The sequence below is a fragment of the Nocardioides sp. R-C-SC26 genome, from assembly GCF_021246465.1.
GTDB lineage: Bacteria > Actinomycetota > Actinomycetes > Propionibacteriales > Nocardioidaceae > Nocardioides.
In genome coordinates this window covers 162,060-177,154 of record NZ_JAHRHK010000001.1, presented here as the reverse complement: position 1 = coordinate 177,154, position 15,095 = coordinate 162,060, and the positions used below count along the sequence as shown (strand labels likewise).

The window sequence follows — 15,095 nt, the reverse complement described above, 5'->3', positions numbered from 1 at the left end:
TCGCCCAGCGACCGCCGTGGTCGCCTCAGCAGGCGAACTGGCGCCGGTAGACCTGCGGGCTGACCCCGCGCACGCGGCTGAAGTGGTGGCGCAGCGTAGCGGCGGTGCCGAACCCGACATCCGCAGCGACCCGGTCGATCGAGAGGTCGGTGCGTTCCAGCAGCTCCTCCGCGGCGCGCACCCGCTGCTCGTTCACCCACGCGTGCGGGGTCGCTCCCGTCTCATCACGGAAGCGGCGCGCGAAGGTTCGCGGCGACATGTGCGCACGCTCGGCCAGGGTCTCCACCGCGTGGTCCTCGGCGAGGTGCTGCAGGATCCATCCGAGCAGCGGGCCGAGTGTCTCGGCATCGCACGCCGGCACCTGGCGGGCGATGTACTGCGCCTGCCCGCCGTCGCGATGCGGCGGCACCACGATCCGACGCGCGGTCGCGGCCGCGGCGGCGGCGCCGAACTCCTCGCGCATCAAGTGCAGCGACGCGTCGATGCCGGCGGCCGAACCCGCGCCCGTGACGACCCTTCCGTCGTGGACGTAGAGGACGTCGGGCTGGACCCGGACTCGGGGGTACATCCGCGCCATCCGCTCGGTGAAACGCCAGTGCGTCGTGGCGCTCCGACCGTCGAGAACGCCTGCCTCGGCCAGCACGAACGCGGCCGAGCAGTGCGCGTAGAGATAGGCGCCGCGGTCGTGGCTGGCCCGGACGAGGTCGAGCACCGCGGGGTCGTGGTCGAGGAAGCCGTACTTGGGCGCCAAGCACACCAGGTCGGCGTCCGCAGCAGCGTCGAGTCCACGGTCGACGATCAGGTCGAAGTCCGAGCGGCCGCGCACCCGTCCCGGGCGCGGAGTGCAGACCTGGAAGTCGAAGGTGGGCGTGCGATCCTCGGGATGCTCCGGCTCGCCCCACACCTCCACCAGCGATCCGAGACCGAATGGCTCCGCGCCGTCCTCGACGACCACTGCGACCTTGTGCATCGTGCGAGCATACGCCTGATTTGGCAGCAAATCGACGAGAGATGTCATTCCTGCCACTCGCGGCAGGAACAGGTGGAGCGCAGGATTACTGCCATGACCTCCTTCCTGATCCTCCTCATCGGCCTCTCGCTCTGGGCCGTAGCCGCCAGCATCTCCTCCGCCGTCCGCGACGGGCGGGGAGCGACCCCTCCCGCCTCCCACCGGCCCGACGCGTTCGCGCCGCCGATCCACCGTCGTTGATCGACCCCGCTCGCCTACGCGAGGCCGACCAGAAACCGAAACCGCCCCCGATGCCGCTGGCATCGGGGGCGGTTTCGTGGTTCAGCGGTGACGACACCGGCTCATCGGAGCCGGGCCGTCGGCCTCACGTCGTCGGTGACGACTCAGGCACCGCCGCCGGTGAGCTTCTCGCGCAGGGCCTGCAGGGCCTCGTCGCTGGCGAGCGAACCGCCGTCACCCTCGGTCTCGGCCTCGTCGCCGCCCGAGGAGTACGAGGTGGCCTCGCCGGCCTCGGCCGCGGCCTGCTTGGCCTCGGCCTGCTGCTTGACGTGCGCCTCCCAGCGAGCGTGCGCCTTGGCGTACTGCTCCTCCCAGGTCGCGCGCTGGTCGTCGAAGCCCTCGAGCCACTCGCCCGTCTCGGGGTCGAAGCCCTCGGGGTAGACGTAGTTGCCCTGGTCGTCGTAGGTCGCCGTCATGCCGTACAGCGTCGGGTCGAACTCCTCGACGTCCACGGCAGCAGCGGTCTCGTTGGCCTGCTTGAGCGAGAGCGAGATGCGACGACGCTCGAGATCGATGTCGATGATCTTGACCATGACATCGTCGCCGACCTGGACGACCTGCTCGGGGATCTCCACGTGGCGCTCGGCCAGCTCCGAGATGTGCACCAGACCCTCGATGCCCTCCTCGACACGGACGAACGAGCCGAAGGGCACCAGCTTGGTGACCTTGCCCGGCACGATCTGGCCGATCTGGTGGGTGCGGGCGAAGTGCTGCCACGGGTCTTCCTGCGTGGCCTTGAGCGACAGCGAGACGCGCTCGCGGTCCATGTCGACGTCGAGCACCTCCACGGTGACCTCGTCGCCGACGGTGACGACCTCGCTCGGGTGGTCGATGTGCTTCCACGAGAGCTCGGACACGTGCACCAGACCGTCGACGCCGCCGAGGTCGACGAACGCACCGAAGTTGACGATCGAGGACACGACACCCTTGCGGATCTGGCCCTTCTGGAGCTGGGTGAGGAAGCCGTGGCGGACCTCGGACTGCGTCTGCTCGAGCCACGCACGACGCGACAGCACCACGTTGTTGCGGTTCTTGTCGAGCTCGATGATCTTCGCCTCGAGCGTCTGACCGACGTAGGGCTGCAGGTCGCGCACGCGGCGCATCTCCACCAGCGAGGCGGGCAGGAAGCCGCGCAGGCCGATGTCGAGGATGAGACCGCCCTTGACGACCTCGATGACGGTGCCCTCGACGACGCCGTCCTCCTCCTTGACCTGCTCGATGGTGCCCCAGGCGCGCTCGTACTGGGCGCGCTTCTTGGACAGGATCAGGCGGCCTTCCTTGTCCTCCTTCTGGAGGACGAGGGCCTCGACCTGGTCGCCGACCTTGACGACCTCGTTGGGGTCGACGTCGTGCTTGATCGACAGCTCGCGCGAGGGGATGACGCCCTCGGTCTTGTAGCCGATGTCCAGCAGGACCTCGTCGCGGTCGACCTTCACGATCGTGCCGTCGACGATGTCGCCGTCGTTGAAGTACTTGATCGTCGCGTCGATCGCGGCGAGGAAGTCGTCCTCGGACCCGATGTCGTTGATCGCGACCTGAGGCGCGTCGTAGTCGGGGAGGGCGGAGAGGGTGCTCGTCATAAGGGAATGGATCCTCGGGTGGGCAGATGTCGTGTGGACGCGCGCAACCGCCTGTTTTCACTACCGACGAGAACACCGACGAGAACGCGGCGAGACCGACACTGATAGCGAGCCGAGGTCCGCTCCGTATGGGATCCGGGCAGACGACTGGCGCAACCGTGGATTCTACGCGCGGCGTGCGGACCCAGTCCATTCGGTGAGCCCGGCCCGGAGGAGGCCATGGGCGCGGGCGGCCACGGGGTTGGCGTCGCGGCGCGACGCCAACTCGATCAGAGCCCACAGGTCCGCGGCGAGCGCCAGCCTCCCTGCCACCTCGCGCCCGACACCGTGACGTTCGCCGTACGCCCCCAGAACGGCGTCGAGGTAGTGCCGATCTCGCTCGAACCGCACCAGGTTCCCCAGGTCGGTGAACGGGTTCCCGGCGTGGGAGAACTCCCAGTCGAGCACCGCGGTGACCTGCAACGTGTCCGGATCGAGCAGGACGTTCTTGGGGTTGAGGTCGCTGTGCACCAGACTCACGCGGCGCACGGTGTCGAGAAGGTCCTGGAAGTCCTAGGCGAGGGCACGCAGACGACGGCGCTCCCCCGCCGTCCACTCCGGCAGCTCATGGGCGTCCAGGAATCCAGGCAACCCGTCGGGCAGGTCCCACGGCTGCACGTCCAGCGTGGCATCGACGAACGCTCCGGCGTTCAGGAGCGGCATCCCGGCCAGTGTCGCCGCGACCTCGCCGAGCGCACGCCCCATCCGCGCTCGGCCCGCAGCGTCGAGGGTCGGCAGCAGCAGGTCGCCCCTGACGCCGTCGACGAACTCGGTGACGAGCAGCGCGGGCGTCCCGGTCGCGGCGTCGGCGCGACGTACGTCGAGGACCTCCGGCACCGGCACCAGACCGCGCACGAGCCGTAGCAGCGCGGCGTCGACCTCGGCCCGGCCGGGCCTGCGGACATGGATCCGGACCACGACCCGATCGCCGGTCGCGAGCTCGGCGAGGTAGGTCTCGCCGGACCACCCGCCCTCGAGCGGGCTGATCGCCACGAAGTCGGTGCCCTCCAGCATGCTCCCAGCGTGCCGTACGGTGCCGTGCGTGGCAGAACAGGCGGCTGCTCCCGACCCGGTCCAGGAGCACTGGCCGCATCCGGCGGTGACATCGCACCGGCGCCCGGTGGGCGAGGAGGAGTCGCGACGCGCCAATGGCCCCGACTGGGACCGCTACGCCGACGAGTACCAGTCCACCCACGGCGAGTTCCTCGGCGACGTCGGGTTCGTGTGGGGTCCTGAGGGCCTGACCGAGCAGGAGGCCGGCGTGCTGGGCGACGTGCGCGGGCGCGACGTGCTCGAGGTCGGCTCCGGGGCCGGTCAGTGCTCGCGATGGATCACCGCGCAGGGCGGGCGTGGGTACGGGCTCGACCTGTCGTTCCGACAGCTGCAGCACGCCCGACGCATCGATGAGTCGACCGGCATCGCCGTGCCGTCGGTGCTCGGCACCGCGACCCACCTGCCCTTCCGGGACGACTCCTTCGACGTGGTCTTCTCCAGCTTCGGGGCCCTGCAGTTCGTGCACGACATCGACCTGGCCGTCGCCGAGGCCGCTCGGGTCTTGCGCCCCGGGGGGCGCTTCGCCTTCTCCATCACCCACCCCACGCGCTGGATGTTCCCCGACGACCCGACCGCCGAGGGACTGCTCGCGAGCCAGTCGTACTGGGATCGCACGCCCTACGTCGAGGTCGAGGACGAGACCGGCGAGGTGGCCTATGTCGAGCACCATCGCACCCTCGGCGACTGGGTGGCTCTGCTCGCGGGCGCCGGCTTCGTGATCACAGCGCTCCTGGAACCGGAATGGCCCGACGGTCACGACCGACTCTGGGGCGGCTGGTCGGCCACCCGTGGACGGCTGACGCCGGGGACCGCGATCTTCGCGGCCGACCGACTCGCCCATGCACCGGCCTCCGCGCCTCGAGAGTCCGGGCCCACCGCGTAGGTTGACCACGTGGACGAGTCGGAGATCCGCAAGGCGGGTGCCCTGGAGGATCGGCACTGGTGGTACGCCGAGCGTCGCGCGATGGTGCGTCGCCTGGTGGCTCCCGTGGCCGCAGGGCGCGCGCTCGACGTCGGGTGCGGCGGCGGCGGCAACACCGCGGTGCTGCGCGACCTGGGCTGGCAGACCACCGGACTGGAGTACAGCCCCACGGCGGCGAGTCTGGCGACGAGCCGCGGGATCCAGGTCGTGCGCGGCGACTCCCGCCGCCTTCCCTTCGCCGACGCGAGCTTCGACCTGGTCATGTCGACCGACATGTGGGAGCACATCGATGACGACGAGGCCGTCGCCCGAGAGAGCGCGCGCGTGCTGCGTCCCGGCGGACGCCTCCTGGTCGCCGTGCCCTGCAGCATGAAGCTGTGGAGCGGACACGACCTCGCCGTCGGGCACGTGCGCCGCTACGAGCGGGACGAGCTCGTCGAACGGGTCACCGGCGCGGGATTCGACATCGTCGACGTCCGGTCGTGGAACGTGCTCCTGCGCCCTGTCGTACGGATGCGCCGCCGGAGCAACGTCAGCGAGAGCGAGATGGAGCAGGTGAACCCGGTGCTCAACGCCGGACTGCGCGCGGTCGTCGTGGCCGAGCGGGTGCTCCCGGTGAAGCGGCTTCCCGGCGTGAGCCTGGTCGTCCGCGCCGTCAAGCGCTGAAGCCACGCGCCGGTGGCGTCTCCCTCCCCACCCGCCCGGCGGGACCGGGTCGCCGACTCGAGCATCGCGTGGCGGATCCTGCTCACGGCGAGACTCCCCTCCCCCGTCGACGCCGACCACGTCCGGCTCCGCCTCACCGAGCTCTACCGCGACCAGGCATGGGGTGCACCACCGTCGCTGCTCGCGCGTGCCTCGGTTGGCTCGGCTCGCGAGCAGGAGGAGTCCGAGCTGCTGCGCGACCTGGGCGAGGTGCGTGGGGCACCGGTCGTCGTGGGCTGCATCGGGGATCTGCTGATGCTCTCGGCCGACCACGCCGACCTCGACGGACTGGCGATCCTCGCGGCGCTCGGCACGCTCGTCGACGGTGGAGCTGCCTCGTCAGCGCGCGGGGTGGGCGAACGTGCCGACACCGGCACCTTCGGCGGAGCTGCCGTCCGGCGTCTGCGCGAGGCGGTACTCCGCCCGCCCGCCGGCGTGGCGCGCGGCACCACGGCGCCGGCCGTCGTCTCGACCGGCGACATCGTCGTGTCGGTGCCGGTGCCACACGGTCCCGGTACCGCACCGGGTACGGCCGATCTGATCGTTGCGGCCGCCGCGGGTGTGCGCGAGCACAACGAGCGCAACGGTCGGGCCGGCCGCCGGGTGGCGATCGCAGTCGGCGTCGCTCGCGAGCGCCCCGGCGCGGTCCTGCGCGACCGGAGCGCTCTGATCCGGATCACCGACGCCGAGACCATGGAACGCGACGAGGTCACCCACCGCCTGCGGGAGGGCGCGACGGAGCCGGCGCCGAGTGCCTCCGGCGCACTGGGCGGACTGGCTGTCGGGCTGGCGCTTCGCGCACTGCGGCGTCGACTCGGGTCCACGCTGTTGGTCTCGCACCTGGGACGCGTCGAGGCGCCGGGCCTGACGACGTCCGGTGCACTCGCGTTCTACCCGGTCTCCGCGGGCGGCACCGGGCTCTCGCTCGGAGCGGTCACTCATGGCGGCGTCACGGTGGTGACGCTGCGCGGACGAGGCCGGGACTGGTCGAGGAAGACCCTGGCCTCGCTGCTGGGCACGATCGTCGACCACCTGGACGACGTGGGACCACGCTGACCGGGTCGAGGTTGTGGTGGGCCGGCGTGCCGCCGACCCACCACGTGGCGGTCAGACCGTTGCGCGGCCCCCACGGCGCAGCCACAGTCCGCCGGCCACACTCGCGACGCCGAGGAGCAGTGCCAGCAACGGGAAGGTCCCCTGCATGCCGGCGAGCATCGGCGCCGTGCCCTTGACGTCCTCGACGAGCTCGGCGACCTGGTCGCTGGTGTAGGCGACGGTGCCGACGAAGAGGTCGATCGTGGTGCCCCGGTAGCTCATGGTCTGGATGCGGTCCTCGACCCGGTTCACCGGCGCACCGGTCGTCGGCTCGATGTAGAGGGTGCGCGTCATCGCGTAGTTGACGTCCGCGGTCACCGAGGCCTCCTCGGAACCGAAGAGCGAGCCGGGCACCTCGCGCTGGTCGACGACCTCGCTGGGGATCTCCTGCACGAACCGGTAGACCTTCAAGCCGTCGATGGACGTGACGCCGTCGAACCTCGCCGTCGTCGCCTCACCGAGGGTGCCGTCCCACTGCAGGTAGTCCTTCTTCTGCGTGTCGAAGGGGAACTTGTAGATCTGACCGCCACGCGTGATGTTCTCCCGGCGCAGCTGCTCCTCGCCCTGGGTGTCGGTGTAGGTCTCCTCGACCCAGGAGTCGCACGCTTCGCACGAGGCGGCGCGCTCGGTCGCAGCACCGCTGACCCGATCGAAGGCGGCACGCTCGGTCGACTGTTGGAACACCGTGCCGTCGGCCATCGTGACCGTGGCGCTGTTGACCCAGACGACGACGCCGTCGGGCGCGTCCGCGCCGGAGTCGGCGATCGTGCGCGAGCTGACCGCGAGGTCGGTCACGATCGGCGCGAGCACGTCGGGGTCGCTGTTGAAGACCGTGACGTCCTGGCCGGCCAGGTTCGTCTCGGACTCGTAGTTCGTCGGCGCCTGGGCGAGGTTCGGGTAGGCGTAGAACTTGATCATCCCCGCGGCGACGATCAGGAAGGCGCCGAGGCCGACCAGGGCGACGCCCAGGGCACGCCGGACACCTCGGGGCCTGCCCGGACGCCGGGCGTTCTCGTTGCTGTCGGCTCCGGGCCGGGGTCGGGTGGTGGTGGTTCCGCTCATGGTGTGGGCCTCTCGGTCACGTCGGTGGGATCGATGTCGGTCGCGCGGTCAGGCCGCGCAGGTCGTGCTCGACGGCGTCGAGGGACGGGTGGTGGGGCAGGCGACCGGAGAGACGGCGAGCATCTGCTCACCATCGCCGGATCGGTCGGTCGTGGCGACGGCGACGCCGTGGTCGCGATGCCGTGGTCGGGCACCGGGGTGGACGTCCGCGCCGCGCCGGCGGACCAGCTCGTCGGCGACCAGCGCAACGGTCTCGGCGTGCATGCGGGCCCAGCTGAATCCCTGCGCCCAGCGACGGCACGCGGCCGCGATCTCGCGGCGTCGCGGTGCCGACTCCAGGGTCGTCAGCGCCGAACCGATGGCGGCGGTCACGCGCTCGGCGGTGCGCTCGGGGTCGACGTCGTCCGGGGTGAGGAAGCCGGTCTCCCCGTCGCGGATGGAGTCGCGCAGTCCCGGCACGTCGCGCGCGACGGTGGGCACGCCGTGGGCGGCGACGTCGATGACCACCTGGCCCCAGCCCTCGACGTCGGAGGCGCACACGTGCAGCGTCGCGCGGCTGAGGATCTCGGCCAGCTCGGCGTCCTCGACGTATCCGTGGAACCGGACCCGGTCGGCGATCCCCCACGTCGCCGCCAGCTGCTCGAGCCGCTCTTGCTCGGGCCCCTTGCCGCAGACGTCGAGCTGGAGATCGGGGCGCTCGGCGGCGAGGTCGCGCACCGCACGCAGCACCAGGTCGACGCGCTTGTGAGGCACGAGCCGGCCCAGCACCACCAGCCGGTCAGCAGACGTCGAGCGGGCGATGGGTCCGGTGGAGGTCGACGGCACATCCGCACCGTTGGCCAGCAGCTCGATCTCGCCGGTCCAGCCGAGCTGGCCCTGCATCTCGCGGCGCGTCGACTCCGAGACCGCCACCGTGCGTCGTCCCCGGTAGACCCGACGCATCGCCACCCGCTCGAGCCAACGGCCGAATGCGGCCACCGGCGCGGGGAAGTAGGTGCCGAACTGCTTCTGGTGCACGTGGTGGACGACGAGCACGACGGCGGTGGTGCGGCGGACGAAGAGCGGCGAGAAGGCGGGGATCCCGCACTCGGGGTCGATGACGACGTCGAGCCGACGGCGCCGGGTCAGCAACGACCAGGCCGCGAAGAGGTAGAAGCCGAAGGCTCCGCCACCTCGACGGATCCCGATCCCCTCGACCTCCTCGCTCCGGGACTGGCCCCGGTCACGAGCGGTGATGAACTCGACGGCCACCCCGGCGTCGCGCAGGGCACGAGCGCTCTCCCACGCGTAGCGCTCCGAGCCGCCCGCCAGGCGGTGGCCGAGGTCGCGCCAGTTCACGACGACCGCGCGGAGCGGCCGGTTCTGCGAGTCGGTGGTCGCACTGTGGAGGGCCATCGCTCAGGCCTCCACCGCGACGGCGGGTGCGGGCGAGGCGATCGCCGGCGCGAACCGCGGCACCGAGACGACGGCCGTCGCGCCACGCAGGCGCCAGGAGATGCGCGCCAGGTCGACGAACGAGGCGGCTCCGTGACGCAGCGGCTCGAAGGTGGATCCGGGCACGTCGGCCCACTCCACCGGGAACTCGGCCAGCCGGGCGCCGCGGCGACGCAGCCGCGCCAGCAGCTCGACGTCGAAGGAGAACCCGTGGGTCCGCAGCTCCGCGCAGGCCTCGCGCGCGAGGTCGCCGTCCATGATCTTGAATCCGCACTGCGTGTCGCTGACGCCGGGAACGACCCGCTGCGCCCAGGTGCGGTACCAGTGGGCGCCCGACTCGCGCAGCCGGCTGTGTCGCACCTCGGCGACGGCGCCGTGTGCGCCGCGCGAGCCGATGGCGACGTCGTGACCGAGCGCGAGCAGGCGCGTGGCCTCGACCAGCGCGGAGAGTCGCGTCGCTCCGTCGGCGTCCATGAAGCCGACGACAGGCGCCGTCGTGACGGCGATCCCGGCGGCGACGGCGGCTCCCTTGCCGCGCGTCGGGCATGCCACGACGCGCACCGGCAGGGCCGAGGTGTGCGCAGCCAGGGCGACCTGAGTGGTCGCGTCCGTGCTGGCGTTGTCGACGACGATGACCTCGACCTCACCGAGCAGTGCACGGTTCTCGCGCACGTAGCGACGCAGCTCGCGCAACGTGCGCGGCAGCCGCGCCTCCTCGTTGAAGGCGGGTATGACGATCTGCAGCATCCGGGGCCCTCCCATGCTCCGTCTGCGCTCACCGAGGTGAGCTCCGATCCCGGCCCCCCGCCGGGATCACGACACCGAGACAGCGACCCTCCCCGGTCGTTGCCCGTGTCCTCGGTGATTCCGCGGAACCACCTCGCTCGTCGCCGAGCGCTCAGAGCACTACTGGCTCGAGTACTGGTACAGCTCGGTCTGCGCGACGGGCTTCTGATCACCCTTGGCGGCGTTGACGCCGCCGATGAGTGCGACGGTGGCCAGCACGGCCCCCACCACTGCGGAAATGGCCACGTTCATGATGCTCAGTCCCTCCCAAGACCTCAGCAACGCGCACTCACCCGAAGCGGCGACGCGTTCTCCCTCGTGTCAGGTGTAACACACCTGACACGAGTGCGGTGGCCACGACGAGAAGGTCTGCCCCGACGACCATCGCAGGTGACGCGGAATGACTAGTGAATGTGTCCATCCGGGTGGCGTCGCGAGGCAGCGGCGCCAGTTCTACGAGCACGAGCGGCTCAGCGGCATCGCCGAAGACCAACCGCGAACCGAGCTCGGAGACGCCGTCGGGGACCTCCCCCGACTCCACGAGCAGCCCCGTCACGCCGAGCGCCCGGAGAGCGCCGACCATCGCGGCCGGTTCCTCGTGACCCAGCGCCGTCACGACGGCGTCGAGACGCGGATCCTCCCCCGGCACCGCGGCGCCGTCGACGAACGTCCGATCGTCGACCAGCACGCGACCGGGCAGGAAGCGCGGCGCGGGATCCAGCACCGCGCGTCCATGGTTCCAGCCGAAGCCGCGGTAGCCACCGCTCCACGGCAGCACCACCGTGACCGGATCGTCAGCGAGCTCGGCGCGCTGGCCCTCGAGGTGGTCGCGCACCTCGAACCAGGAGTCCGGGTAGTGCACCGGACGCAGGGAACCCCCGCGATCGGCCGCGACCGCGCCACCCCAGGCCAGGCTCGGTAGCAGGACGACGGGCGCGAGCAGCATTGCCACGATCCCTGCCCAGACAGCCTCCCGCCCCGGCGCGACCCGTGCCCGCAGCCAGGTGACCGCCTCGACGGCTCCCACGGCGAGCGCGAGACCCGCGGGCGCCAGGTAGCGATGGGAGTCTCGGAGCATCGCGACGCCGGGCACGACGTCCGCAAGGCCGGCCAGCACGCCGTCCGCCCCGAGGGGCGCCGCGGCCGCGACGACGATCGCCCCGAGCGCGGTCCATCCCAGCCGACGCGCCTCCAGCGACGTCGGCGCTCCCGCGCGCGCACGGCGCGTCAGGCCGGCGAGTGCGGCGAGAGTGAGCAGAGCCGCGACGACGACGATCACGGCACTGGTGCGCTCACCCGCGACGATCGAGGTCTTCCACGTGCCCCCGAGCGAGAACAGGCTGGCGATCACCCCCAGGGAGGACTCGCCGCGGGCCGCGAAGACGTCGAAGGCGCCGGAGGAACCGGCGCTCGCCGGTGTGGCGACGAGGGCCGGCACGAGCCAGGGCAGGTTGGCGAGCACACCGAGAGCACCGACCACGGCCAGCCTGCTCAGCCGGGTACGCCACCGATCCGCGGCGCTGAGGACGGCGAGCACGGCCACGGCGGTGATCCCGCTCGAGGGACTGCACACCGCCGCAGCCGTCAGCACGAGCACCGACGTCGGCCAGGCACGGCGCGCGTCGGCACGCAGGCCGCGCGCGGCCAGTGCGACCCACGGCAGCACCAGATAGCCCGACAGGATCGCCCACTGACCGATCTGCAGATGGTCGTGCACCCACGGGTTCCAAAGGAAGATCGTGATCCCCGCGGCACGGGCGTACCACGGGGCGTCGGCGACGAGTCGCCCGACACCGAGCGCGCCGACGAGGAATCCCCCGATCAGCAGCACCCGCTGCACCACCCAGCCGGGCAGGACCTGGGTCGCGGCCGAGATCAGTGCGTCCATCGGGACAGCGCGCGGCAGGGCGCCGTCGAGCCCCAGCCACTCCGGCTTCCACGGCTGGCGGGGAACGAACACCATGTCACCCACGAGCCAGTAGCCCGTCGAGGTCAGCAGCGGGCCGAACACGGCGAGCGCCACGACCGCGCCGACCAGCAGATCGGCGTGCCAGGGCCGGCGGCGGAGCGATCCCGCGCGAAGGCTCACCGGTCGCCCACCGCGGGTAGTCCCGCTTCGAGGGCCGTCACACACAGGGTCGGGGCGCCCTCGTCCGACTCATCGGCGTCGTCCGGCCCGGGGAGGACCCGCAGGCGGACGCTGCCGATCGGCATCTCGAGGTCCGGGAGCACCCACCAGATCTCGTTGGGTCCGACGCGGGCGAGGAACTCCGCCGACCAGGTGCCCGCGCTCACCTCGACGGTCGACTCCCGGTCGGTGAAGTAGCCGGCCCGGATGACGACTCGCCCCGCGAGCGGAGCGGCCATCGGCACCCGTGTGCCATCCGCGTCGACCACGTAGCCGCACCCCTCGACGGGGCCGGGGCGCGCGGGGATGGCTCCGTCGAGCTCGACGACGACGAGGTTCCCCTCGTCGGTGACCTGACGCAGCCGCGCCGACGGCTGATCGAAGACCGGCTCCTCAGGCAAGGGCCCGAGGATGCGCGAGAGGAGCGAGTCCTCGCCGACGAGCGGCAGCACGATCTCGGCCGGAGCCAGTTCGTCGAGCACCACCTGGTGGGGGTCGCGGGCGAGCTCGGCTCGGAACGTCGTCAGGTACTCGCGGTCGAGCGGGTTCTGGAAGTGCGGCACCAGGACGGCGGTACCGAGTGCCGATCCGGCGGCGTACAGAGCGACGCCGCTCCCGACGGTCATGGTGCGGACCAGGGCCCAGCGCCGCGCATCCACGCCGAGCCCGTAGCGCGAGGGCGCACCCCGCAGAGCCACGGCTGCGAACAGCACGGCCGCGTGCACGACGTCGGAGGAGTAGCGGGGATCCAGACCGATGACCCGGCCGAACCCGCCGCGCCCCGCGAGCACCAGGGCCAGGTCGGCCAGGACATAGGCCACGAAGAACGCCAGCGCCCATCGTCGGGCGGGACCACCGCGCCACAGGAGCAGCCCCGCGAGCGCGACGGCAAGCACCGATGACACCACCGTGACCGCCACCGCGGGCTGGACCGCGCCGCCGTCGACCTCGGCCACCCACGGCCCGCCGGCGAGCCCGGGCACGACGTTCTCCCCGACGAATGCCCAGCTGATGGAGAGCGACGCACCGAGGTCTCCGCCGCCGCCCTCGACCGTGGTCAGCTGCGAGTGGGCGATCAGATAGCCGACCACCACCAGCGCCGCCACGATCCACAGCGGCCGGTGACGGCGCCACGCCCCCCGGAGACGCCGCCACCCCGAGCGCCAACCCGATCGGGCGCTCACGTCCTCCATCGCGACCGCGACCGCGGCCACCACCGGCGGGATCAGCACAGCACGTTCGTGCCAGAGCAGTCCCACGACGATCGCGGCGAGGATCGCGGCGTGGTTGGCTGCCCGCCGACCGACGCCCTGGTGCTCGCGCACCAGGAAGAGCACCGCGAGCAGCGAACAGATCACGTGCGGCCACAGACCCATCGCGGCGCTCCACCACAGCGTGGTCGCCAGGGTCAGCGGTGACCACGCGAAGACGGCGAGCATCGCGACGGCCACCCAGCGACCCGGCAGGAGGCGGCACAGCAGGTGCCACATGACCACGATCGCGCCGACCTGGAGCGCGAGCACGAAGGCGGCGACCAGACCCCAGTCGTAGGGCGCCAGATGCGCGAGGGCCGCATAGGCCAGCTGTTGGAACGGGTTGACGTGCCCGGCGGTGTCACGCAGCAGGAACTCGACCGTGACGTCGGAACGGAAGGCGCGCCCGCTGAGATAGAAGTCGTCCTGGTTGAAGTAGGACCCCGCGAGCAGAACGCCCCGCCAGATCGCCGTCGTCACCACGACCAGCGCGGCGGCGACACCATGACGACTCCACCACGGTGCGAGGAACCTGCGCAGCGCCGACGGGCCGGCGACCAGCGCCGCGGACGTGGCCGTCATGGCGCGGCCTCCAGTCCGACGTCGGGCGCGGGCGCCCGCGCGATCACCCCGAGCGCGATGCCGACGGCGAGCGCGGCCGCGAGGTCACCCGCGCCTCGCCCGGCGGCGGGGTCCCAGGCGACGTCGACCACCGCGGGGGTCACGAGGAGCCCACCGGCGAGGCCTGCCACCATCATCGCCCCCGACGTCGCGAACGCCCGGCGTCCCACCGCCCACCAGCCGAGGACCAGGCCGGCGGTCGCCGCCGGGCCGAGCAGCACGCCGCTCGCGACCAGTGCGGCCGTGGTCAGGGCGAGCTGCCGGCCACGTGATCGCGGCGACGCCGCGAGCGGCGCTACCCGCTCGGTCTCGAAGGGCACCGCGGGGCGACGTCGCCGGCCGAGCACGAGTGCGACCAAGCCGGCGAGCAGCACGACACCGCTGACGGCGAGCCCCACGGGCAGCAGCACGTCGTAGGTCCGCTGCGGCCGGTACGTCAGATCGACCTCGACCGGCGCCGAGGAGGCCGGCAACCGCCAGGCCTGCTGCCAGCCGTCGACCCGGATCGGCTCGAGCTCGCCCGCGTCCGTCGTGGCCACCCAGCCGGCGTTGAAGTTCTCGGGGAGATGGAGCAACGAGGCGGGGCCCGCTCCGACCCTCACCTGGCGGTCGCTGGCACCCCAATTCTGGATCGCGACGGCACGGACGGCTTCGGACGCTTCGTCGCCCGTGGGGCCCTTCGGGTGCTCCGACACCGGCCGCGCCGTCAACTGCACCACCTGGAACTCCCGCGTCGGCGGGGCCGCCCACAGGTGCTCACCGGCCGGGACGTCGACCGCCCCGCACGCCTGGAGTCGCAGGGGGCTGCCGTTGACGACGTCGCCCATCGTGCCGATCACGCGCGTCCGCACGCGGGTGCCCGCGATCTCCAGGTTGGGGCCGAGACCACAGACGGCTCCCGTGCGGGTGTCGGCGTAGAAGGGCCGTGTCAGGCCCACGCCGCCGAGCACCATCTCCGCCACCTCGACGCGACGACGCCCGGGTGCTTCGTCGAAGGCCACGCTGATCCGTCGAGCACGAAGCGGCGCGAAGGTGGACGTGACACCGGGCGTCAGCGAGACGGTCCGGGTCCGGTCACCTGCCCTCACCACGGCTGTCGCCGGGGCGGCGGGGGCCGCGGGGGTCCCGGGGGGGGGGGGGGTGGGGGGGGGGGGGCCCCCCCAGAGGG

Annotated in this window: 13 protein-coding genes and 1 pseudogene; 4 read left to right on the top strand and 10 right to left on the bottom strand. The window is 72.0% G+C overall.

The genetic code is table 11. The features are described 5' to 3' along the window. Positions 1-25: 25 nt before the first annotated feature. Positions 26-970 carry a GlxA family transcriptional regulator gene (locus KSO97_RS00815; protein WP_232675890.1) on the bottom strand — a complete coding sequence of 315 codons (945 nt, stop codon included), beginning with the start codon at positions 968-970 and terminating at the stop codon, positions 26-28. 93 nt (positions 971-1,063) lie between these two features. Between KSO97_RS00815 and KSO97_RS00810 the strand changes: the two genes are divergently transcribed. Beyond that, a complete protein-coding gene (locus KSO97_RS00810) occupies positions 1,064-1,210 on the top strand; it encodes a hypothetical protein (RefSeq protein ID WP_232675889.1) in 147 nt (48 codons plus the stop codon). 143 nt (positions 1,211-1,353) lie between these two features. On the opposite strand, the gene rpsA is transcribed toward KSO97_RS00810, so the two are convergent. Both rpsA and KSO97_RS00800 read right to left on the bottom strand, forming a co-directional pair. Continuing rightward, positions 1,354-2,829 (bottom strand): 30S ribosomal protein S1, encoded by a 1,476-nt coding sequence (gene rpsA, locus KSO97_RS00805; protein WP_232675888.1) that lies wholly within the window; start codon positions 2,827-2,829, stop codon positions 1,354-1,356. Positions 2,830-2,994: 165 nt separating this feature from the next. Continuing rightward, positions 2,995-3,882: pseudogene (locus tag KSO97_RS00800) on the bottom strand (phosphotransferase family protein). Between the two features lie 28 nt (positions 3,883-3,910). Here KSO97_RS00800 and KSO97_RS00795 point away from each other — a divergent pair. The 3 genes from KSO97_RS00795 to KSO97_RS00785 are packed head-to-tail and all read left to right on the top strand — an operon-like array spanning position 3,911 to position 6,604. Further along, positions 3,911-4,804, top strand: coding sequence for a class I SAM-dependent methyltransferase (locus KSO97_RS00795; RefSeq protein WP_232675887.1), 894 nt, complete (start codon positions 3,911-3,913; stop codon positions 4,802-4,804). A 9-nt stretch (positions 4,805-4,813) separates the two neighbouring features. Then, positions 4,814-5,509, top strand: coding sequence for a bifunctional 2-polyprenyl-6-hydroxyphenol methylase/3-demethylubiquinol 3-O-methyltransferase UbiG (locus tag KSO97_RS00790; protein ID WP_232675886.1), 696 nt, complete (start codon positions 4,814-4,816; stop codon positions 5,507-5,509). Between the two features lie 12 nt (positions 5,510-5,521). Beyond that, positions 5,522-6,604 (top strand): hypothetical protein, encoded by a 1,083-nt coding sequence (locus tag KSO97_RS00785; protein WP_232675885.1) that lies wholly within the window; start codon positions 5,522-5,524, stop codon positions 6,602-6,604. Between the two features lie 51 nt (positions 6,605-6,655). Here KSO97_RS00785 and KSO97_RS00780 read toward each other — a convergent pair whose 3' ends face one another. The 7 genes from KSO97_RS00780 to KSO97_RS00750 all read right to left on the bottom strand — a co-directional run bounded on the left by KSO97_RS00780 (position 6,656) and on the right by KSO97_RS00750 (position 14,928). Further along, on the bottom strand, positions 6,656-7,705 hold the full coding sequence (locus tag KSO97_RS00780; protein ID WP_232675884.1) for a DUF3068 domain-containing protein: 1,050 nt from the start codon (positions 7,703-7,705) through the stop codon (positions 6,656-6,658). 48 nt (positions 7,706-7,753) lie between these two features. After that, positions 7,754-9,100: a glycosyltransferase family 4 protein gene (locus KSO97_RS00775; protein WP_232675883.1), complete on the bottom strand. Its 1,347-nt coding sequence runs from the start codon at positions 9,098-9,100 to the stop codon at positions 7,754-7,756. 3 nt (positions 9,101-9,103) lie between these two features. Then, a complete protein-coding gene (locus KSO97_RS00770) occupies positions 9,104-9,886 on the bottom strand; it encodes a glycosyltransferase (protein ID WP_232675882.1) in 783 nt (260 codons plus the stop codon). 159 nt (positions 9,887-10,045) lie between these two features. Continuing rightward, positions 10,046-10,171 (bottom strand): DUF2613 family protein, encoded by a 126-nt coding sequence (locus tag KSO97_RS00765; protein ID WP_232675880.1) that lies wholly within the window; start codon positions 10,169-10,171, stop codon positions 10,046-10,048. A 43-nt stretch (positions 10,172-10,214) separates the two neighbouring features. Next, a complete protein-coding gene (locus KSO97_RS00760; RefSeq protein ID WP_232675878.1) occupies positions 10,215-12,014 on the bottom strand; it encodes a hypothetical protein in 1,800 nt (599 codons plus the stop codon). Next, entirely contained in the window at positions 12,011-13,888 is a 1,878-nt protein-coding gene (locus KSO97_RS00755; protein WP_232675876.1) for a hypothetical protein, read from the bottom strand. The genes KSO97_RS00760 and KSO97_RS00755 overlap by 4 nt, the downstream gene beginning before the upstream one ends. After that, positions 13,885-14,928, bottom strand: a complete 1,044-nt coding sequence (locus tag KSO97_RS00750; RefSeq protein WP_232675875.1) for a hypothetical protein — start codon at positions 14,926-14,928, stop codon at positions 13,885-13,887. Before KSO97_RS00750 ends, KSO97_RS00755 begins: the two co-directional genes overlap by 4 nt. Positions 14,929-15,095: the final 167 nt, after the last annotated feature.